This is a genomic window from Nocardia sp. NPDC056100, from assembly GCF_042266325.1.
In the GTDB taxonomy this organism is placed as follows: domain Bacteria; phylum Actinomycetota; class Actinomycetes; order Mycobacteriales; family Mycobacteriaceae; genus Nocardia.
The window spans coordinates 75,563-95,516 of sequence record NZ_JBHJVY010000006.1 but is presented as its reverse complement, the minus strand read 5'-3'; the positions used below and the strand labels follow the sequence as shown (position 1 = coordinate 95,516).

Below are 19,954 nucleotides of genomic sequence, written 5' to 3'. Positions count from 1 at the left end.
CCCGTGGGTTGGCGCATCGTTGCGCCGAGGTTGCAGTGAACAGCCTACTTTTCACCAACCGCGCGCCAACCCTGTGCCAACCCGGCGGGGTCATAGTGACCCCGGTCACCGTAGCTCGGGTTCGTCTGAGGCCCAACGCTTCCCACGACATCCGAGCTATCACTGGAGGAGTCAGATGAAGACGGGTTCGGTCACCCGGGTGGCCATCACCGATGCCGCGGCCGATGTGCTGCAGGTGCTCATCTCCCATCACGGCCCGGTCCTGTTCCATCAGTCCGGCGGCTGCCGCGACGGCAGTTCGCCCATGTGCTATCCGCTGGGCGATTTCCGGGTCGGGGCGGCCGATGTCATGCTCGGCCGGGTTTTCCCGGATACGCCATTCTGGTTGAGCGCCGGTAATTTCGAGCACTGGCGCCACACCCATCTGACCGTCGACGTGATATCCGGTCGCAGCAGCGGCTTCTCCCTCGAGGTCCCCGAGGGGGTCCGATTCATCATCCGGTCGCGGTTGTTCACCGATGCCGAGGCGGCGGTGTTGGAGGCGGCTCCCAGGCCGCCCCGAGGCGCCGACCTGACCGGATGAGAAAGGTGGCGCGGCCGGTTTCTCCGGGCCGGCCGCGCCACCGCCCACTCGTGAAAACGCTACTGCGGCAGCAGTTCCCAGAGACCGTCGATACCGAGCCGCAGCGGATACAGCGGATGCCCCTGGTCGTCGTGCGTCACCCTGGGGCGCACGATGATCTCCTCGGCCAAGGGAATCGTCCACCCGCGATCGAGCAGCGCGGGCGGTAGATAACCGGACTCGACGGTCACCGGCAGTCCGCGATCGGCCGCGAAACCGGCCAGTCCGAGCAGATGCCAGGAGACGAAACCCACCGGCGCGAGACATCGTTCGGGCGTACCCCAGAATCGCCGATGCTGTTGCAGCGCTTCGGCGATCGCGGTGTTGAATTCCGCCGCCGCACCCGTTGTGGCGTAGTCGAGCGCCCGAATCGCGGGCGCGGCACACAGAACGGCGTATTCGTCCGAACTATCCGCGGCCGCGCTCCAGGCCGCCCGCAAGGTATCCCGGACACCGGCCACACCGCCGTGGAGCTGCTGCCAGCCCAGTGCCCACAGCGTCGCGTAATCGTCCGATTCCGGCAGTGGAAAACCGGGCCGGTCCGCAGTGCCCACCAGGAATGCCAGCAGCCGCGGATCGCGGGTGATGAGACCCAGCGAGAGCGCGGACACGAAATCCGATGCGGCGGGGCCGGGTTGGCGGCCGCCGATGCCCGGCACCCGGTACTGATCATCCTCGATGATCATGGTGACGGCGGAGCCGCCCGCCGGTTGCCGCGCCGCCTGCAACCGGCCCACCAGCGCGTTGGCCGCCGATTCGGTGTACGAGCGGATGCGCGTGTTCCCGTCGCCGAAATCGGCGAGACTGTAATACCCCGCGAGCCCGAGGAATTCATTGGCCACCGCCTGCAACCCGATGAAGGGTTCGGTCGCCAGTTCCTCCTCGAGAATCGCGTGCGCGGTCTCCCACGCCCCCGAGACCTGCTCGTGGACCAGATCCATCGCGTCATCCAGGCGGCCACCGGGCCGCTCCGCATCCGGATCGCAGGGATAGTGCCGCCCGATCTGCCCCGTGCTCAGCGTCATTGGCCCTCCTGAAATCGAAACAGGGTGCCGGACATCGCCGCCCGCCCCCGTACCGAAACATACCGGTGGTTTCGGGCCGGGGCAGGCGGGCGGATCGGATCAGCGGCCGGGCAGGTACTTGATGGCGCGGGCAACGCCCATCAGGAACGGCTGCCACTTGTCCTGCGAGATGAGCGGGGGCGCATCGAGATTCAGGAACCTGGTGACCACGACCGTCTGCGGTTCGGTGAACTTGAGCAGCCCGTCGGGACCGTGGCGACGGCCGACGCCGGAGATGCCCATACCGCCCATCGGCGCGCCGGTCGAGCCCCAGGCGGGGGCGTAACCCTCGTCGATATTGACGGTGCCCGCGTGCAGGCGTTCGGCGATGCGCTCGCCTTCGGCCTTGCTGCCCGCCCAGACGCTGGCATTGAGGCCGTATTCGGTGTCGTTGGCGCGGGTGATCGCCTCTTCCACATCGGCTACCGGGTAGATGGACACCAGCGGGCCGAAGGTTTCGTTGCGTCCGCATTCCATGGTGTCGGTGACCTCGGCCAGTACGGTCGGCTCATAGAACAGCGGGCCGAGGTCCGGCCGGGCGTTGCCACCCGCGAGGACCTTCGCGCCCTTGGAGACCGCGTCGGCGACGTGCTTGGTGACCGTTTCGAGCTGAGCTTCGGAGATGAGGCTGCCGATATCCTCCGAATAGTCGTAGGCCGCACCGACTTTCGCGGCCTTGACCGCGGTGACGAACTTCTCGGTGAATTCGGCGGCAACAGACTGTTCGACGTACAGGCGCTCGATGGAGATGCAGAGCTGACCGGCGTTCGAGAAACACGCGCGCACAGCGGCTTTGGCGGCCTTGTCGAGGTTCGCGCCCGCGGTGACGATCATCGGGTTCTTACCGCCGAGTTCGGCGGAGAAGCCGATCAGGCGACGCCCGCACTGTTCGGCCAGGGTGCGGCCGGTGGTGGAGGAACCGGTGAACATGAGGTAGTCGCAGGCCTCGACGATGGCGGTGCCGACCACCGTACCCGGACCGGTGACCACGGCGAACAGATCGCGCGGCAGTCCGGCGCGAGCGAACAGTTCGGCATTGGCCAGCGAGGAGTACGGGGTCTGGCTGTCCGGCTTCACCACGACGCCATTACCGGCCAGCAGTGCCGGAATCGAATCGCCGATCGAAAGCAGCATCGGATAGTTCCACGGTGCGATGACACCGACGACGCCCTTGGGCACCGCGCGCACGGCGGCCCGGTTGAGCACCGGGAACGCGCCCGGAACGCTGTGCGAGGCCAGCAATTGCGGTGCGACACGGGCGAAATAGCGGGCCGCCATCATCAGGCCCATGATCTCTTCCTGAGCGGCCCAGCGCGCCTTACCGGTCTCGGCCTGCACCACATCCATCAGGTACTCGCGGTTCTCCACCACCAGATCCCGATACCGATTGAAGACCGCGGCCCGGTCCTTGACCGGGCGTGCGGCCCATTCCGCCTGCGCCGCACGCGCTTTGGTGACTGCGACGGTCACATCGGCGGCCGTGCCCACCGGCACCGTACCGAGCGTCTTTCCGGTGAACACCTCGGTGATCGCGCGAATATCGCGATCCTCGGTGGTATCAACGGCCGCGAACGTCCGCAGACGTTCGAACACTGCGGCTGCCGGGACGGGCATCGTCGCCTCCTACTTACGGGTAACCTCGGGGTACACACAATCTACCCTTACCGGGCACCCGTGACGGCTGAGTCCGGGATACGGCCGGTCGAGCCGGGTTTCCGTCCGAAAATGTCGGCAATCGCGCTCGCCCGCAACGCACGAAGACATTGCCGGTGCGGCTTCGAAAGCCACACCGGCAATGTCGTGTGCGAGAGATGGATCAGGGCTTCGGCGCGCAATTGGCGGGCGGGACGATGCCCTGGTTGGCAACGTTGTTGCCGAGCAGGACCGTGGTCTTGGCCTCCACCGACGCCTGACCGGGTGCGGAGATCTTCACGGTGAAGGACTGGGTCTTCTCCTGTGCGGTCGCGGTGCACAGTGCGGTCCAGGCGATCTTCTGGCCGTTGTCGATGATCGAGAAGCCGACGTAGCTCTTCTTGGGCTCGGCGCTGGTCACCAGTTCGATCTTGGGGGTGACTCCGGCCGGGGCGTCGACCAATTCGGAAATGGGGGTCTCGGCGCGCCCGAAGGTGTTGACCGAGGCCACATCGGTCTTGGCGACCAGCTGGGTGCCCTGTGCGCCACCGGCGGAGACGACCACCAGGGTGTTGGAGGAGGCGTTGGTGTCGAACGCGCCGTTCGGGGCGAAGCCCTTGACCACCGCGTCACTGGAGATATTGGTGTTCGGCGGCGTCTGGCCGTCGACCATGACGGTCATGGTCGCCGACGCGGTCTTGTTCTTGGTGACCTCGCCCAGGGTGAAGGACACCTTCTGCCCGCCCAGCTTGTTGCCGCCGGATTCGTACACGGTGCCGTTCGGAATGGTCACTTCGGCAATGACATTGGAGAACGAGTCGTTCCCGGCGGTGCTGACGGTGACGGTGCACGCCACTTCGTCACCGGGGAAGAGCTTGCCGGGGGTCTGCAGATCGCGGCACTCGTATTTGGTGGTCGGGCCCGCCACGGCGTACGCCGGAGCCGCGGCGATCTGGAGCGCGCCGGCGGCGAGTGCGAATGCCGAAGCGACCATCACGGCACGTTTCAGGGCGGGCTTGGGGGCACTGGTCATTGTCTTCTCACCTTCTTGGTGTTCGTTGGTCTGCACCAAGAGTCGGTGCGGTGACTCTGCATCCACCAACGAAGCACTAACGGCTCCGATGAATCCGGCCGGGCTCGCCGGTATGTATTCGCGACACCCCTTCGGAGAAGGACTGCACGCGATGACAATGACCGTCGGTCAGCGCTGGGTACTGGCGCTCACCTCACTCACCGGATTGATGATCGTGCTGGACGCATTGGTCGTCACCACGGCCATGCACGCCATCCAACTCGATCTGCACGCCTCGATCGGCGCGCTGGAATGGACCATCAATGCCTACAACCTGAGCTTCGCGGTACTGCTGATGGCGGGCGCGGCGCTCGGCGAACGGTACGGGCGCAGGCGCGTACTGGCGACGGGGCTGACGCTGTTCACCGTGGCCTCGGCCGGATGCGCGCTGGCGCCCGATCTGGGCTGGCTGATCGCCGCACGCACGGTGCAGGGCGTCGGCGCGGCCGCGGTCATGCCGGTCGCCGTGGCCCTGCTATCGGCTGCCTTCCCGCCGGATCAGCGCACGCGGGCACTCGGGTTCTTCGCCGCCACAACGGGATTGGCGACGCTCGGCGGACCGCTGGTCGGCGGCGCGGTGGTGCAGGGGCTGGCCTGGCAGTGGATCTTCTGGATCAATGTGCCGATCGGGGCGGTGCTGATTCCGCTCGTGCTCACCCGCCTGGCCGAAAGCTTCGGCGAGGCAAGGAGAGTGGATTACGTCGGGATAGCGCTGGTGAGCGTCGCGGCGTTCGGCGCGGTATGGGGCCTGATTCGCGGCAATGAATCCGGTTGGGGCAGCACCGAAGTCGTCGCGGCGTTCGTGGCGGGCGCGGCAGGGTTGATCGCCTTCGTGCGCTGGGAGCTGCGGACAACCGCCCCGCTGATTCCCATGCGATTCTTCACCTCCCGCGCGTTCAGCGCGGGCAATGCGGCAAGCTTCCTGCTGACCGCCTCCATCTTCAGCGGCGCGTTCTTCTTCACCCAATTCCTCCAGGTGGCACAGCAATACGGTCCGCTGGGCGCGGGCCTGCGCCTCGCGCCCTGGACGGTGACGCTGTTCTTCGTCGCCCCCGTCGCGGGCAAACAGGTCAACAGATTCGGCGAACGCCCGCTGGTGGTGCTCGGCCTGCTCTTGCAGACGATCGGATACGGCTGGATCGCGCTCATCGCCCGCCCCGACCTGCCGTACGCGATGCTGGTCGCGCCCTTCGTTATCGCGGGTATCGGCGCATCGATGGCCATTCCCTCCGCCCAGAGCGCCGTGCTGCGGGCGGTTCCCATCTCCGCGGTCGGGGCCGCGTCCGGAACCTACAACGCACTGCGCCAGCTCGGCGGCGCATTCGGAATCGCGGTCCCCGCAGCGGTTTTCGCGGCCGTGGGCGGGTACGAGTCCGCGCACGCGTTCACCGACGGCTTCATCGCCGCGATCATCGCCGGGGCGCTGCTCGCGCTGGCCGGGGCGCTGGCGGGTCTGCTGATTCCCGCCGGAGCGCCCACCGCGCCGGATGCGATCCCTTCGACGGGAGCGGCTGGTCCGGTGGGCGAAAAGACCCCGCTCGATGCCGACGCCGATGCCGTTCGCGTCGCGAGCGCCGTGGGCGCGCACGCATCCGTCACGCGCACCGGGACCAACGCATGACCGGTCCGGCCGCTCGGGCCCCCGAATCGCCGGTAGGTTCGACTTCCATGACGGTCAGCGCCGAATTCGCGACCCGCACCGCACCATTCCGCCCGGAACTGCTCGCGCACTGTTACCGCATGCTCGGTTCGATCCACGAGGCCGAGGATCTGGTGCAGGAGACCATGTTGCGGGCCTGGCGCGCCGCGGACCGATTCGACGAGCGGCGAGCGTCCCTGCGCACGTGGCTGTATCGGATCGCCACCAATGCCTGCCTGACCGCGCTGGAACAGCGCGACAGGCGGGCGCTCCCCAGCGGTCTCGCGGGTCCGAGCCCGGTATTGGACACCTCCCCGCCCCGGCATCCGGAGGTTCCGTGGCTGGAGCCCATTCCCGATGGGCTGCTGGGCAATTCGGCCGATGATCCGGCCACGGTGGTGGCGGCGCGCAGCGGTGTGCGGCTCGCGTTCATCGCGGCGCTGCAATTTCTGCCCGCCCGCCAGCGCGCGGTGCTGATTCTGCGCGATGTGCTGGCCTGGTCGGCGGCCGAGGTCGCCGAACTCCTGGACACCTCCCCCGCCGCCGTCAACAGCGCGCTGCAGCGCGCGCACGCCCACCTGGAGGAGGTCGCCCCGATGCTCGACCAGATGTCGGAATCATTGAGCCCGGACGAGCGGGCGACCGTCGACCGTTATATGCACGCCTTCGGCAATGCCGATATGCGTGCGCTGGCCGAACTGCTCCGCGACGACGCGGTGATGGAGATGCCGCCCGCCCTGGTGTGGTTCGCGGGACGCACGCACGTGGTGGATTTCTTCACCGCCAAGACCTGCGCGGATCCGGGCAGATGGCGGCTGGTGCGCACGGCGGCGAATACCCAACCGGCCGTGGCGTGTTATCTGCGGGGCGCAGACGGTGTGCATCGCGCGCACGCTATTCACGTACTCACCGTGTCTGATTCGGCGATCGAGCGGATCACCGTATTCCTGGATCCGCGATTGTTCCCGCGCTTCGGGTTGCCCGCGGTGCTGCCGTAGCGCGTCCCGCCGGAATTCCTCCCCACTGAAACTTATATCGCGGACCCGGGCTTGCCGCAAGCCCCCGGCGGTGGTCCATACTCGCTGCTCTGTGGCTTTTCTGGACCGAAGGACGAGGTGGGAGATGGCTGAGCACAAGGCGATCGGAGTGGGGCCCGCGGGAATCGAGCTGACCTACGAGACGGCGGGTGATCCGGGACATCCGCCGGTGCTGCTGATCATGGGCGCGGGCGGGCAACTGATCAATTGGCCCGACGGATTCCGTGATGAGCTGGTCGCGCGGGGGCTGTACGTGATTCGCTTCGATCACCGCGATACCGGCCGATCGACCTTCATGACCGATGCGCCCGCACCGGATATCGCGGCGGCTCTGGCCGGGGATCTGTCGTCGGTGAGCTACACGCTCACCGATATGGCCGCCGATACGGTCGGCCTGCTCGATACCCTCGGCCTGGACAGCGTGCACCTGGTGGGCGCGTCCATGGGCGGGATGATCGCGCAGCTCATCGCGATCGAATATCCGAGCCGGGTACGAACTTTGACCACCATCATGTCCACCACCGGAGATCCCTCGGTCGGCCGGGCGCGACCCGGTGCGTTCGGCGAGCCCGGCGGACCGCCGAGCACCCGTGACGAGTTCATTGCCTGGCGGTTGAAATCCGTTCGCGCACTGAGCTCCCCGGGCTTCGACTTCGACGAGGCCGCCGCCGTCGATACGCTCGGCCGCGTCTGGGATCGCGGCTTCGCCTTCGACGCCATGATGCGGCACATGCTGGCGGTGATCGGCTCCGGCGACCGCACCGAGCGCTTGCGCGAATTGACGGTCCCCGCCCTGACCATGCACGGCGAGGAGGACGGCGTCATCGATATCAGCGGCGGAAAGGCCACGGCCGCGGCGATTCCCGGTGCGAAGTTCATCTCGTTCGCGGGTATGGCGCACAGCCTGCCCCGTGAGCTCTGGCCCAGCTTCGCCGACAATATCGCGGACTTGATCGGCGCGGCGGAGTCGGCGGCGGTGCGCTGATGCCGAATGCGCGCCGAATTCCGTTCCGCTGCGCGCGAATCCGCTGAACAACCAAGCGAGCCCGCGTGCGCCAGGTATGCGCACGCGGGCTCGCGAGTGGTGTTGCGGTCCGGCGCTATTCGTTCACCAGCACCGGAATCGACAGCACCGCGGCGGAAACCGCCGCCCCAGCCGGAGCCGGAATGGTGAAGTCGATGCCGTCGTCGTGCGGGATATGCGTACCGCCACCCATGGCCTCCTCATCGGCATGTTCGAAATGCCCCGTCCCGACGAGCTTTCCGGCCGCGTCATAGAACGCCGCCTGCACCTCGAGGGCGAGCACATCGCTCACATCGGTGGTGATGGCCAGCCGCCCGTGCACCGTGGTCCCGTCCAGCCGGGTGCCGGTCAGCTGAATTCGATCGGTGAACGGTCCGGGTTCGAGACGCACCTCGCCCGGTCCGGCGGTGATCGAAGCAGCGGGCGCCACAGCGGGTTTCGCCGCGTAGGACGGCGTCGTCACCGTGGTCGGCGCACTCGCGGTCTGCGAATTCGAGCACGCGGTCCCCAGCGTGGCCGTCAGCAGCAGTCCCGCGAACAGCACGACCCGTGCCGAACCCTTGCGCCCCGCAACACCATTCATGCTCACGGCAGCAGGGCCTTGTGCATCTTGGTGTACAGCGCGGTGTTGTCCTGGCTGGCGGCGAAGACGTCACCGCCCGGACCGTACGCGTAGATCATCACGTCCGCGCCGGTGTGGTTGCCGGACAGGTAGGTCAGCCACAGGCTGGCCTCGGGCGAGCCGTCCTTGACCTCGGGCTTGTCATTCGGGGTGCGGAAGGTCGCCGGGGCGAAGTTCTTCGGATCGTTCGAGCCCGCACCGTTGATCAGGCCGCTGGAGCGCGCCGGATCCTTCACGTTCTCCTTGCCGTCGCGCGAGGGCAGGGAGTTGTTGGCGGTGTTGCCCGCGTCCACATTGGTGGGCGGAGCGATCGCCTCGGCATTGGTGAAGGTGTTCTTCTCGATGATGTTGAAGCCCGCGCACTCGTGGTCGGCGGTGACGATGACCAGGGTGTGCTTATCCTTCTTCGCGAAGTCCATGGCCGCGGCGACGGCGTCGTCGAACGCCTTCATCTCGTCCAGGGTCTGGGCCGCGTCATTGGCGTGCGAGCGCTTGTCGATCTGCGCGCCCTCGATCTGGAGCAGGAAACCCTTGCTGTCCTTGCGATTCGACAGCAGGTCGATGGCCTTGGTCGCCATGGCGGCCAGGGTCGGCTCCTGCTTCTGCGGTGCGGAGTCCGGCAGCGCGTTGCGGGCCGCGGTGACCGTCAGATTGCCGCGGTTGAACAGGCCGATGACCTTATCGCTCTTGGTCGCGGTCAGGTCCGCGGCCGTGGCGACCTTCTGGCTGTCGGCGGTCTGCGCCTTGAGCGCGGGATCGCCCATATTGCCCAGCACCTGATAACCCTTGTCGGTCAAGGCCTTCTGGTCATCGGGTTCGAAGCGGGCCAGGCCGCCGCCGAAGATGACGTCGGCGGTGCCGTTGCGCGCGATCTGCTCGGCGATCGGGGTCACCAGCGTCTTATCGGCGGGTGCGGCCTCGTAGCTGCCATCGGACTTCTTGGGCAGGCAGGTGGCCTCGGTGAACGTCGGTCCCTGGCAGCCGCGCAGCAGCGCATGGCTGAACATGCCCGCCGGGGTGGCGTCGGTGATCTCGGCGGTGCTCACATTGCCGGTGGCGTACCCGGCGGTCTTGGCCTGCTCCATCAGCGTGGGCACGGATTTGCCGTAGGCGTCGACGCCGATGGCCGCGTTGTAGGTCTTGACGCCCGACGACCAGGCGGTCGCCGCGGATGCGGAGTCCGTCACCAGCGCCGGCTTATCGCTGTTCGGCTCCACCGCGTAGGTGGCCACCGCGCCGACATAGGGCAGCTGCTCCATGTTCAGCCGTCCGTTGGCGCCGACGAAGCGTTCCCGGGCGGCGGTGATGTGGCTGCGCCCCATACCGTCGCCGAGCAGGTAGATGATGTTGTGCACTTCGTTGTCGGCTTTTTTGTCCGAGCCACAACCCGCGACCAGGGTCGAGCCCACGAACGCGGCGGTGATGGCCGCGACCGCGCCGAGCCAGGCGCGTTTCTTGTGCTGCACTTCGTTCCCTCCAACCTTCGCGGCACGGGGTCTCCGTGCGCGACCCGCTGTACCCCGGGCGCGGCGAACGTATCCCTGGACGGTTGCCCGAATCCGACGCGGAGCTGTCGATTCGGTGAACGTATGTCATGACAACTGACATGGGGTGGATGACACGGGCACTATTTCCGGGTCCCGCGAACCGGCTACACGCGCGGGAATGCGGGGCTATTCTCTGGTCACCAGGCTCCAATCGCATAGCGCAGGTGGTGATCCGGGAGTGGCCGGACCGTGGGCGAGAAATACTCTCGCGCAACGGATTCAACGATTGTTCCGGCGTCTGCGCGTCCGCGATCGCATACCGGACGGCCGGTCTTCGAGTCAAATCCCGTCCCGCTCAAAAGGACTCGCGTGGGTGTTCCGGCCACCGGATGGCTACCCTCGGGCAATGCTCACCAGGCGGCTCGGGGTGCGGACCCGGATTCTGGCCATCGCACTCGTGCCCAGTCTGGCGCTGGTGGTGATCGGCGTCGGCGCGACCGGATACCTCGTGGACCGCTCCAACACCGCCCAGGACTGGGCCGATGAAATGCGCGACGGTGTCGCACCCACCCGCGAACTCATCGAGGCGCTCGAATCCGAACGCCGAATCACGCTGTGGCGCATCGCCGGAGCCGATACCGATCTGCACGCCCTGGCCGCCGCCCGCCAGCGCCTGGATATCGCGCTGACCCAGCTCGCTCCCGCGCAATCGCGGTTGAGCAGCATCGGGCCCCGCGCCATGGGCGATACCACCTCCGCGCTCACCGATCTGGGCAAGCGGCTCACCCTGATTCGCGCCGGACTCGACGCGGGCACCCTCGTACTCGGCGACGCGGACGCCTTCTACAGCTCCATGCCGCAGCTCGTGCTCGCCGGTGTGCGCATCGCCCAGCAGACCGCCCCGGACGCGCCCACCGCCATCGAACTCGCCTCCGCCAGTGAGGTATTGCAGAGCCTCGAGGCCATGAGCCGTGCGAACGCGCTGGGCGCGGCGCTCATCGACGGCGGCGGCGGACTCACTCCCGACCTGGCCAATGAATATCTGCGCCTGCTCGGCTTCTATCACAATCGCGTCGATCGGCTCATCGGCGACGGCGATCCGCGGCAGGCGGCCGCCGCGAAAGCCCTTGTCTCCGGGGCGGCATGGCAGCGACTGGGCGCGATGGAGGTATCGCTGACCCAGCGCGCGGTGCCGCGCGCGGAGGGCGCGACGTTCAAACCCGCCCCGCTGCCGCTGACCACCGCCGAGTGGGAGAGCGTGGCGAACGAGGTCAACAAGGCGCTCGCTGATCTGTGGCAGGCCCAGAACATCGAGGCGCAGCGGCTCGCCGGTGACGCCGCCGCCGACACCACCCGGAACTCACTGCTCACCGGCGCGGCCATGGTGGTCACCGCGCTCGGCGCGATCCTGGTGGCGCTGGCACTGGCCAATCGAATCATTCGGCGGCTGCGGCGACTTCGCGACGAGACCATCGCACTGGCGGACGATCAACTCCCCGAGACCATGCGGCGGCTCGCGGACGGTGAACAGGTCGACATCGATACCGCCTCTCCCGCACTGAAATTCGGCGGCGATGAAATCGGCCAGGTGGCAGACGCTTTCAGTCATGCGCACACCGCCGCCATCTCCGCCGCGGTCACCGAATCGCGCACCCGCGAGGGCGTCAAGGCGGTCTTCCTCAATATCGCGCACCGCAGCCAGATCGTGGTGCACCGGCAGTTGGAGCTGCTGGACGAGGCCGAATCCAAGCAGGAGGATCCGGTCCTGCTGGAAACCTTCTTCCTGCTCGACCATCTCGCCACCCGCGAACGCCGCAATGCCGAGAACCTGGTCATCCTCGCCGGTGGCCGTCCCGGCCGCCAATGGCGGAACCCCGTGCCACTGATGGAATTGGTACGCAGCGCGGTCGGCGAAACCGTGGACTACAAGCGCGTCCGCACCGGCAAGCTGCCGCAGAGTTTCATTGTCGGCGTCGCGGTCGGCGATCTCATCCATCTGCTCGCCGAACTCATCGACAATGCCGCGCACTTCTCGCCGCCGCAGTCGCACGTGCAGATCACCGGCAATACCGTGGGCCGCGGGGTGGCGCTGGAGATCATCGATCAGGGCGTCGGCGTCGGCGAGGAAGAGCTCGAGCGCATCAACACCCTGCTCGCGACCGCCGCCGATATCGGGCTCACCAGCTTCTCCAGCGATTCGCGCCTGGGCCTGTTCGTGGTCTCCCAACTCGCTGCCCGGCACGGTATCTCGGTCCGCCTTTCCGAATCCGATTACGGCGGCCTGCGTGCCATCGTGCTGATCCCGGCCGCCCTCATCGCCGGTGAGACCCCCTCCCCGGACTACAGCTCCGGCCAGCTCCCGATCCCCCGCCGCGCCGAATTCCGCCCGGACACCGGCGAACTCCCGGTGCTCGACGCGCCCCCGGCGCGGGACACCGGCCACGACGCCAACCAGGCGCGCTCGGACCGGCCGCGCGCCATCAACCATGACACGACCTACGGACCCCGAAGCACGAACGCGGCGCGTCCGGGCGATATCGGGCGGCACGCGCGCCGCCCGCACGACACCCGCCCGTCGCTGCCCAAACGCCGCCGGCAGGAAAGCCTCGCACCGGAATTGGCGCACGACCCCGCGCCGGAGCCGCCCGCCCCGGCGCCGGACGCCGTCGGCCCCGGCGCGGGCGCGCCGCCCGCCCTGCCCGAACGCAGTCCGGAGCAGGCCCGAGACCTCATGTCCGCCATCGAGAACGGCACCCGGCAGGGCCGTCGCTCCGATCCGGGCACCCTCCCCCCATCCGACAACACTCGACAGGAAGGCGACGGTGAGTACTTCTCCCGCCGGTGACCTCGACTGGCTGCTCGACGATCTCGTCGACAAACTCGCCGGTGTGCGTCACGCCGTGGTTCATTCGACCGACGGTCTGCTGCTCGGCCGCTCCACCCGCATGCTGCGCGAGGACGCCGAACACTTCTCCGCCATGTCCTCCACGCTGTACGGGCTCTCCCGCAGTGCCGGACACCGTTTCGACGGCGGCGGCGTGCGCCAGGCGGTGATCGAACTCGATCGCGCGGTCTTATTCGTGACCGCCGCGGGCGCGAACGCCTGCCTGGCGCTACAGGCGGGCGCGGACGCGAATCTGGGCATGGTGGCCTATGAGATGAACCTGACCGTCCAGCGCGTGGGTTCGTTCCTGTCGACCGCGGCCCGTCGCTCCGGCGAATTCGGCTGAGCCCCCGCATGACCGGGTTCGAGGTGGACACCCCGCTGGCGCAATCGGTGAAGATCCTGATCGCGGGCGGTTTCGGGGTCGGCAAGACCACCATGGTCGGTTCGATCAGCGAGATCACCCCGCTGCGCACCGAGGAGATCATCACCGAACGCTCCGCGGGCATAGACGATCTCACCGGTGTGGAGGGCAAGACCACCACCACGGTGGGGCTGGATTTCGGCCGCATCACCATCGACGCCGGACTGGTGCTGTACCTGTTCGGCACCCCCGGCCAGGACCGATTCTGGTTCCTGTGGGACGAATTGGCGCGCGGGGCGCTCGGCGCGGTGATCCTGGCCGACACCCGCAGACTGGAGAATTCGTTCGCCGCGATCGACTTCTTCGAACGCCGCGGCATCGGATTCACCATCGGCGTCAACTGTTTCGAGGGTGCGCCGGTGTATTCGCCCGAGGAGATTCGCGATGCCTTGGACCTGGACGAACACGTGCCGATCCTGCTCTGCGACGCGCGTGATCGCAGCTCCTGCAAAGAGGTGCTGACCACCCTCGCCGAATATCTGATCACGCGCGCCCTGGCGTGAGGGTTTCATACCGGTGCATGCATGAGAACCTGTGTCAATCCTGTTCCCGCTCAATGAGATCAGCTTGACGAATGTGACGTTCATCCCGTTACGTTGCGCAGATGTTCAGAGCGAGACTCGGGGTCCGGACCCGTGTTCTCGCCATCGCATTGGTTCCGAGCCTCGCGCTGCTCGTGATCGGTGTGGGTGGCGCGGGATACTTGGTGGTGGAAGGCAAGAACGCGCGAGAGTGGGCGGACGCACTGACGGCCGCCACTCCTCTTTCCAAGGAGCTGGTCAGCTCGGTGCAGCTGGAACGCCAGCTCACCATGGCCCAGCTGGCCGGTGACGAACCCAATCCGAAGGCCCTGACCCAGGCCAGGACTCGCCTCGACAACGCACTGCGCGGCATGTCGGGCACCACCAAGGATATGGAGGCGCTCGGCCCGCAGGAGGTCACCGGCGATGTCGGCGGGTTCCTCACCCTGACCCGCTCGCTCGCGGCCGTGCGCACCCAGATCGATGGCAACGCACTGCCGTTGACCGATGCCTACAACTTCTACGGACATCTGCTCGACCTCATCTCCGTCGGCACCCGCGCCGTGGAGACCACCGCGCCCAATCCGGAAGTCGCCATCGAGACCGCGGCGACCCTGGAGATCGTCTCCGCGTCCGAAATGCTCTCGCGGGCAGACTCATTGGCCGAGGTGCTGCTCCGGGACGGAACGCTCGCGCCGGATCTGGCCATCGAATTCTCGCGGGTGCTCGGTGCGTACCGCGTCAATATCGGCGTCCTCGCGGGCGCGGACGGCAGTAAGGGCAAGCCCGCCTTCCAGGCGGTGGTCAACGACCCGAACTGGCAGAAGCTGATCATGATGGAGAACGTGCTGCTGGCACGCGCCATCGATCCCATGACCGCGGCTCCCGTCAAAGCCGGTGCCACGCAACCGGTCGCGCCGCTCACCTTCACCCCGCAGGAATGGCGCGATACGGTCACCGCCGTCAACAAGTCGCTGCTGGACATGTGGGACGCGCAGAGCCGGTACGCGCTCGGCCTGGCCGGTGACGCCGCCGATAAGAACGCCCGCAACTCGGCCATCGCCGGTGGCGCCATGCTGCTGGTATCGCTGTCCGCGTTCCTGGTGGCGCTGCTGCTCGCGAACCGAATCATCGGTCGGCTCACGCGACTTCGCAATCAGACCTTCCTGCTCGCCGATGAGCGACTACCCGAGATCATGTCGCAGCTGCGCGAGGGCAAGTCCGTCGAAGTCTCCACCGAGACACCGGAAATGGACTTCGGCACCGATGAGATCGGCCAGGTGGCAAAGGCTTTCGGTCACGCGCACAGCGCCGCCGTCGCCGCCGCGGTCACCGAGGCCCGCACCCGCGAGGGTGTGAAGGCGGTCTTCCTCAATATCGCGCACCGCAGCCAGGTGGTGGTGCACCGGCAGCTCGAGGTGCTCGACGAGGCCGAGGCCAAGCAGGAGGATCCGGCACTGCTGGAGATCTTCTTCCGCCTGGACCACCTCGCCACCCGTGAACGTCGCAATGCCGAGAACCTGATCATCCTCGCGGGCGGTCAGCCCGGACGGCAGTGGCGAAACCCGGTGCAGCTCATCGAGGTTGTGCGAAGCGGTGTGGGCGAGGCGCTGGACTACACCCGCGTCAAGATCACTCGACTGCCCGAGGTCGCGGTCGCCGGCAGCGCCGTCGCCGACCTCGTGCACCTGCTCGCCGAACTCGTCGACAACGCCGCGCATTTCTCGCCGCCGCAGTCGCAGGTCGAGGTCCGCGGCAATGTGGTCGGCAAGGGCATCGCCATCGAGATCGTCGATCAGGGCATGGGCATGCAGGAGGCCGAACTAGCCCGCATCAACGATATGCTGCGCAACCCACCGGATTTCGGCGTCAACACGCTCTCGGAGGATTCCCGCCTCGGCATGTTCGTGGTGGCGCAGCTGGCGGTCCGCAACGGCATCTCGGTGCGGCTCGCCGAATCCGATTACGGCGGCGTGCGCGCCATCGTGCTGGTCCCGTCCTCGCTCACCGTCGACGGGGGCCGCCGGACCGGCGAAATCCCGGCCGTGCCAGCGGCATTCGACACCGGGCAGTTCCACGCCGCACTGGCCGCCGAGACCGCCAAACAGCTCGAGGCACAGCAGCAGTTCGAGGCGTCCAAGACGCCCAAACCACTCGATGCCCCACCGGCGTTCGAGGCGCCCCGGCAGCTCGAACCCCCCGCCGGGCTGCCGTCCTTCTCCAACCAAGCCCTTCCGGCCCGCCCTGAACCTCGCGCACCGGAGCGTCAAATGTCCTTCGACACCCCGCGGCCGTTCGAACCGCCGACCCAGCCGAACTCGAATCGCCCGCAGTCGTTTTCCCGGCCCGCACCCGAGCCGCAACCGGAAAACGATTTCCGCTCTCGCGATTTCGACCGATCCCAGTACACTGGCTCGGACGTCCGGCCCGAGCTCCCGCGAAGGCGCCGGCAGGCAAGTCTCGCACCGGAATTGGCGCAGGAGACGGCGGCTACCGAAGCGCCCGATCAGCCCACCCGCACGGCCGAGCAGGCCCGAGACCTTTTCTCCGCCATCGAAAACGGAACCAGGCAGGGCCGCCGGGCCGATCCCGGCGCGGCCGAGCCTGTGTCCAAGCATTTCCAGGACCGACAGGAAGGCGACGGTGACCACCTCAAACGCTGGTGATCTCAACTGGCTACTCGATGATCTGGTGGATCGGCTCGCGGGCGTCCGGCACGCGGTGGTGCATTCCACCGACGGTCTGCTGCTCGGGCGCTCCTCCGCGATGAGCAGGGAGGACGCCGAGCACTTCGGCGCCATGTCCTCCACCCTCTACGGACTCGCACGCAGCGCGGGCAGCCGGTTCGACGGCGGCGGCGTACGCCAGGCGGTCATCGAACTGGATCGCGCCGTACTGTTCGTGACCGCGGCGGGCAGCCACGCCTGCCTCGCGCTGCAGGCCAATGAGCAGGCCAATCTCGGCATGGTCGCCTATGAGATGAACCTGACCGTGCAGCGCGTCGGCACCTATCTGTCCACCACGCCGCGCCATCATCTGGCCGGACAGGTTAACCCCAGGCTGTCATGATGGCGCGGCCGGGGGATCACTGGTTCGACGATGCAGCAGGTCCATTGGTGCGCCCATACGCCAGGACCGGCGGTCGAACCATGGGCGCTGGGCATGATTTGGACATGCTCACGGTAGTGGTGGTGCCGAACGCGGCCCCACCGCTGCGCCGGGTGGAACCGGAATACGGCGACATCGTGCGCTTGTGCAGGCTTCCGCTGTCCGTCGCCGAAGTATCGGCGGCCCTGCGGCTGCCTCTTGCAGTGACCAAGATCCTCGTCGGCGACCTCATCTCCGACGGCATCCTCAAGTTCCGTGCGCCCGTCTCCCCCGACGCGGCGCCCGGTGACCTCAACATTTTGCGAGCTGTACTCGATGGCATCCGAAAACTTTGACCAATCCCAGCCCATGGCCGCGTCGGTGAAGATCCTCATCGCGGGCGGTTTCGGCGTGGGCAAGACGACTATGGTGGGGGCGCTCAGCGAAATCACGCCGCTGAGAACCGAAGAACTCATCACCGAACTCTCCGCCGGGGTCGACGACCTGCGCGGCGTGGAGGGCAAGACCACCACCACGGTGGCACTGGACTTCGGCCGCATCACCATCGACCGAAACCTGGTGCTGTACCTGTTCGGCACCCCCGGCCAGGACCGATTCTGGTTCCTCTGGGACGAATTGGCCCGTGGCGCACTCGGGGCGGTGGTGCTGGCCGACACCCGCCGCCTCGAAAGCTCCTTCGCCGCAATCGATTTCTTCGAACGCCGCGGTGTGGCGTTCACGGTAGCGGTGAACTGCTTCGAGAACGCACCCCTCTACACCCCGGTGGAAGTCCGCGACGCCCTGGACCTCGACGAGCAGATCCCCGTCCTGCTCTGCGACGCCCGCGACCGCGCCTCCGCCAAGAACGTGCTGATGACGCTGGTGGAGTACCTCATCACCCGCGCCGCGGCCGCGCCCGTGGCCACCTGAACCACCCTCGCCACGAAAGCAGCGCCCGCCCTTGCCAGTTCAGGGACGGGCGCTGCTTTCGTCTCGCGGTCAGGACAGCCGGGTGAGCACTCCGGCCAGACCGTCCTCGACGACGGCGGCACCGTCGATGTCCAGACCGTGGATGACTTCGTGCCAGGGGCCGAGTCGATGCCAGATCTGCGCGCGGGCGCGCAATTGCACTGTCACGCCGTAGGTTCGCGTGACAGCATCGCCGAATTCCGGAGGCGTGCCGAACAGTGCCCAGGCCAGATCGATGGCGGGATCGCCCAGGTGGGCGTCGCTGAAATCGATAATGCCGCTGAGGGTTCCATTCTCGGCCAGCACGTGTTCGGGACCGAGGTCGCCGTGTACGACGGTGTCGGCGGGCAGAACCACCGCCGCATCCAGCAGTGACAACGCTGAATCTCGCTGTGCGGCAGGCAGTAGCGGCACGACCTCGGTTCGGAAACGGTCGATATCGGCCGCCCGCCCGGTTCTGGTGTGCGCTTCGGGCGGGAGGCCGTGCCGTAGCGCGTCATTCGCGGGGACGTCGTGCAGTGCGCGCAGGAACTCCCCCAGCGCCCGGCCGTGATTCGCCGTCGGTTCGGTCAGTTCCGCGCCCGGAACGAATCGATGGCGCAGTATCAGCGGCTCCTCGCTCACGACGCCGGGTACGGGGACGGGAAGCGGTAATCGCGGTGCCAGCCAAGGCATCAGGCGCGCCTCGCGGCGCAACTGCGCACCCACCTCGGGCCTGCGTGGCCGTCGTTCCACCCAGCCGTCGACCAGGACCGCTCGACTGTCCCATCCGCCGTCGAATTCCATTCCACCACTGTGCCAGGGCCGGGTCAGCGCAGGAGGCCGCGTGCGACCAGGGCGATCAGGGCGTCCGCGCGGCGGGCCGGGTCGGGAAGGGATTCGGTGGCGAGTGCGATGCCGTTGGCCAGATGCAGTAGATCCTCGACGGTGACCGTCGGATCGACGACGCCCTCGCGATGCGCGCGCTCGAGCAGCGGGCGGACCGCCTGTCGAATCATGGTGTGCGGCTCGAACTCCGGGGCGGAGTGGTAGCCGGTCAGGGCGGGGCCGAGGCCGCGGGCGGTGGCGGCGTGGGCGACGACATCGCGTATCCAGAGCACCAGGGCGTCACCGGCGTCGGGTGCGGTGAGCAGGTCGGCCGAGCGGTCGCAAAGTGCTTGCACGCGGGTGTGCAGCACCTCGCCCAGCAGGGCTGCGCGGCTGGGGAAATGGCGGTGCAGGGTGGCGGATCCGACGCCGGCGCGGCGGGCGATCTCCTCGAGCGATGCCTCGGCTCCGGCCTCGCCGATGACCTCACCGGCGGCCGCCAGCAGGCGGTCGCGATTGCGTTGCGCGTCGGCGCGCAGCCGGATGGGTTGCTCGGCCATGGGTCGCGGCACCTTCTTGCTAAGTGGGGTGGGTCCCCCGTATCGTACCGAACTGTAACTGGGGTACCCCCTCCACTTAGTTCGAGGAAGTCTCATGTTGAACATCACCACCGCCGACCGCGTAGCGATCTACGAGGTCATCGCCCTGCACGGCCATCTGATCGACGATGGCGAATGGGACCGTCTCGGCGAGGTTTTCGCCTCCGACATCGTTTTCGACATCACCGACTACGGCTACGGCACCCTGCGCGGGCTGGACGCCATGCTGGAACTGGTGCGCGGCGTGCACGACGACAAGAATCAGGCGCTGGGCCATCACGTCACCAATACCGTCGTGACCGGTCAGGACGGCGATACGGTGTCGGCCCGCTCCAAGGGGCTGGGCGTCGCACCCGATGGAGGGGCCGGAACCGCCATCTACGAGGACACGCTGCGGCGGGAACCGCAGGGCTGGCGGATCAGCTATCGCAAGGCCATTGCCCGCCGCACCGAAAGCTGAACCA

Annotated in this window: 19 protein-coding genes; 12 read left to right on the top strand and 7 right to left on the bottom strand. The window is 67.5% G+C overall.

Going from position 1 to position 19,954, the window contains the following annotated elements; all coding sequences use genetic code 11:
- The first annotated feature begins 175 nt into the window (after positions 1-175).
- Entirely contained in the window at positions 176-583 is a 408-nt protein-coding gene (locus ACFC0O_RS39525) for a DUF779 domain-containing protein (RefSeq protein WP_364634327.1), read from the top strand.
- A gap of 59 nt (positions 584-642) precedes the next feature.
- On the opposite strand, the gene ACFC0O_RS39520 is transcribed toward ACFC0O_RS39525, so the two are convergent.
- From ACFC0O_RS39520 to ACFC0O_RS39510, 3 genes are all read right to left on the bottom strand, one after another.
- Entirely contained in the window at positions 643-1,647 is a 1,005-nt protein-coding gene (locus tag ACFC0O_RS39520) for an immunity 49 family protein (protein ID WP_375967263.1), read from the bottom strand.
- A gap of 99 nt (positions 1,648-1,746) precedes the next feature.
- Positions 1,747-3,300, bottom strand: coding sequence for a succinic semialdehyde dehydrogenase (locus tag ACFC0O_RS39515; protein WP_375967261.1), 1,554 nt, complete (start codon positions 3,298-3,300; stop codon positions 1,747-1,749).
- Between the two features lie 202 nt (positions 3,301-3,502).
- A complete protein-coding gene (locus ACFC0O_RS39510) occupies positions 3,503-4,351 on the bottom strand; it encodes a hypothetical protein (protein WP_375967260.1) in 849 nt (282 codons plus the stop codon).
- Between the two features lie 151 nt (positions 4,352-4,502).
- On the opposite strand from ACFC0O_RS39510, the gene ACFC0O_RS39505 reads away from it, so the two are divergent.
- From ACFC0O_RS39505 to ACFC0O_RS39495, 3 genes are all read left to right on the top strand, one after another.
- Positions 4,503-6,011, top strand: a complete 1,509-nt coding sequence (locus ACFC0O_RS39505) for an MFS transporter (protein WP_375967259.1) — start codon at positions 4,503-4,505, stop codon at positions 6,009-6,011.
- 47 nt (positions 6,012-6,058) lie between these two features.
- Complete coding sequence (locus ACFC0O_RS39500) at positions 6,059-7,027, top strand: sigma-70 family RNA polymerase sigma factor (protein ID WP_375967257.1); 969 nt, start codon at positions 6,059-6,061, stop codon at positions 7,025-7,027.
- A 124-nt stretch (positions 7,028-7,151) separates the two neighbouring features.
- On the top strand, positions 7,152-8,051 hold the full coding sequence (locus ACFC0O_RS39495; RefSeq protein WP_375967256.1) for an alpha/beta fold hydrolase: 900 nt from the start codon (positions 7,152-7,154) through the stop codon (positions 8,049-8,051).
- A 115-nt stretch (positions 8,052-8,166) separates the two neighbouring features.
- Here the strand turns inward: ACFC0O_RS39495 and ACFC0O_RS39490 are convergent, their stop codons facing one another.
- Entirely contained in the window at positions 8,167-8,679 is a 513-nt protein-coding gene (locus ACFC0O_RS39490) for a hypothetical protein (protein WP_375967254.1), read from the bottom strand.
- Positions 8,676-10,178: an alkaline phosphatase gene (locus ACFC0O_RS39485; protein ID WP_375967253.1), complete on the bottom strand. Its 1,503-nt coding sequence runs from the start codon at positions 10,176-10,178 to the stop codon at positions 8,676-8,678. Before ACFC0O_RS39485 ends, ACFC0O_RS39490 begins: the two co-directional genes overlap by 4 nt.
- Positions 10,179-10,605: 427 nt before the next feature.
- Here ACFC0O_RS39485 and ACFC0O_RS39480 point away from each other — a divergent pair, with 427 nt between their 5' ends.
- From ACFC0O_RS39480 to ACFC0O_RS39450, 7 genes are all read left to right on the top strand, one after another.
- Positions 10,606-13,044, top strand: a complete 2,439-nt coding sequence (locus ACFC0O_RS39480) for a nitrate- and nitrite sensing domain-containing protein (protein WP_375967251.1) — start codon at positions 10,606-10,608, stop codon at positions 13,042-13,044.
- Complete coding sequence (locus ACFC0O_RS39475) at positions 13,022-13,429, top strand: roadblock/LC7 domain-containing protein (RefSeq protein ID WP_364634349.1); 408 nt, start codon at positions 13,022-13,024, stop codon at positions 13,427-13,429. The genes ACFC0O_RS39480 and ACFC0O_RS39475 overlap by 23 nt, the downstream gene beginning before the upstream one ends.
- A gap of 8 nt (positions 13,430-13,437) precedes the next feature.
- Positions 13,438-14,010 carry an ATP/GTP-binding protein gene (locus ACFC0O_RS39470; RefSeq protein ID WP_375967249.1) on the top strand — a complete coding sequence of 191 codons (573 nt, stop codon included), beginning with the start codon at positions 13,438-13,440 and terminating at the stop codon, positions 14,008-14,010.
- Positions 14,011-14,111: 101 nt separating this feature from the next.
- Positions 14,112-16,694: a nitrate- and nitrite sensing domain-containing protein gene (locus ACFC0O_RS39465; RefSeq protein WP_375967248.1), complete on the top strand. Its 2,583-nt coding sequence runs from the start codon at positions 14,112-14,114 to the stop codon at positions 16,692-16,694.
- On the top strand, positions 16,672-17,097 hold the full coding sequence (locus tag ACFC0O_RS39460) for a roadblock/LC7 domain-containing protein (protein ID WP_067563521.1): 426 nt from the start codon (positions 16,672-16,674) through the stop codon (positions 17,095-17,097). The genes ACFC0O_RS39465 and ACFC0O_RS39460 overlap by 23 nt, the downstream gene beginning before the upstream one ends.
- Complete coding sequence (locus ACFC0O_RS39455) at positions 17,097-17,471, top strand: DUF742 domain-containing protein (protein WP_364634358.1); 375 nt, start codon at positions 17,097-17,099, stop codon at positions 17,469-17,471. Before ACFC0O_RS39460 ends, ACFC0O_RS39455 begins: the two co-directional genes overlap by 1 nt.
- The gene (locus tag ACFC0O_RS39450; RefSeq protein WP_364634361.1) at positions 17,452-18,045 is read left to right on the top strand and encodes an ATP/GTP-binding protein; all 594 of its coding nucleotides are present in this window, start codon (positions 17,452-17,454) and stop codon (positions 18,043-18,045) included. The genes ACFC0O_RS39455 and ACFC0O_RS39450 overlap by 20 nt, the downstream gene beginning before the upstream one ends.
- A gap of 69 nt (positions 18,046-18,114) precedes the next feature.
- Here ACFC0O_RS39450 and ACFC0O_RS39445 read toward each other — a convergent pair whose 3' ends face one another.
- The gene (locus ACFC0O_RS39445) at positions 18,115-18,870 is read right to left on the bottom strand and encodes a phosphotransferase (RefSeq protein ID WP_375967246.1); all 756 of its coding nucleotides are present in this window, start codon (positions 18,868-18,870) and stop codon (positions 18,115-18,117) included.
- 23 nt (positions 18,871-18,893) lie between these two features.
- Positions 18,894-19,451, bottom strand: a complete 558-nt coding sequence (locus ACFC0O_RS39440; protein ID WP_375967245.1) for a TetR/AcrR family transcriptional regulator — start codon at positions 19,449-19,451, stop codon at positions 18,894-18,896.
- A 94-nt stretch (positions 19,452-19,545) separates the two neighbouring features.
- On the opposite strand from ACFC0O_RS39440, the gene ACFC0O_RS39435 reads away from it, so the two are divergent.
- Positions 19,546-19,950 carry a nuclear transport factor 2 family protein gene (locus ACFC0O_RS39435; RefSeq protein WP_375967243.1) on the top strand — a complete coding sequence of 135 codons (405 nt, stop codon included), beginning with the start codon at positions 19,546-19,548 and terminating at the stop codon, positions 19,948-19,950.
- Positions 19,951-19,954 lie beyond the last annotated feature (4 nt).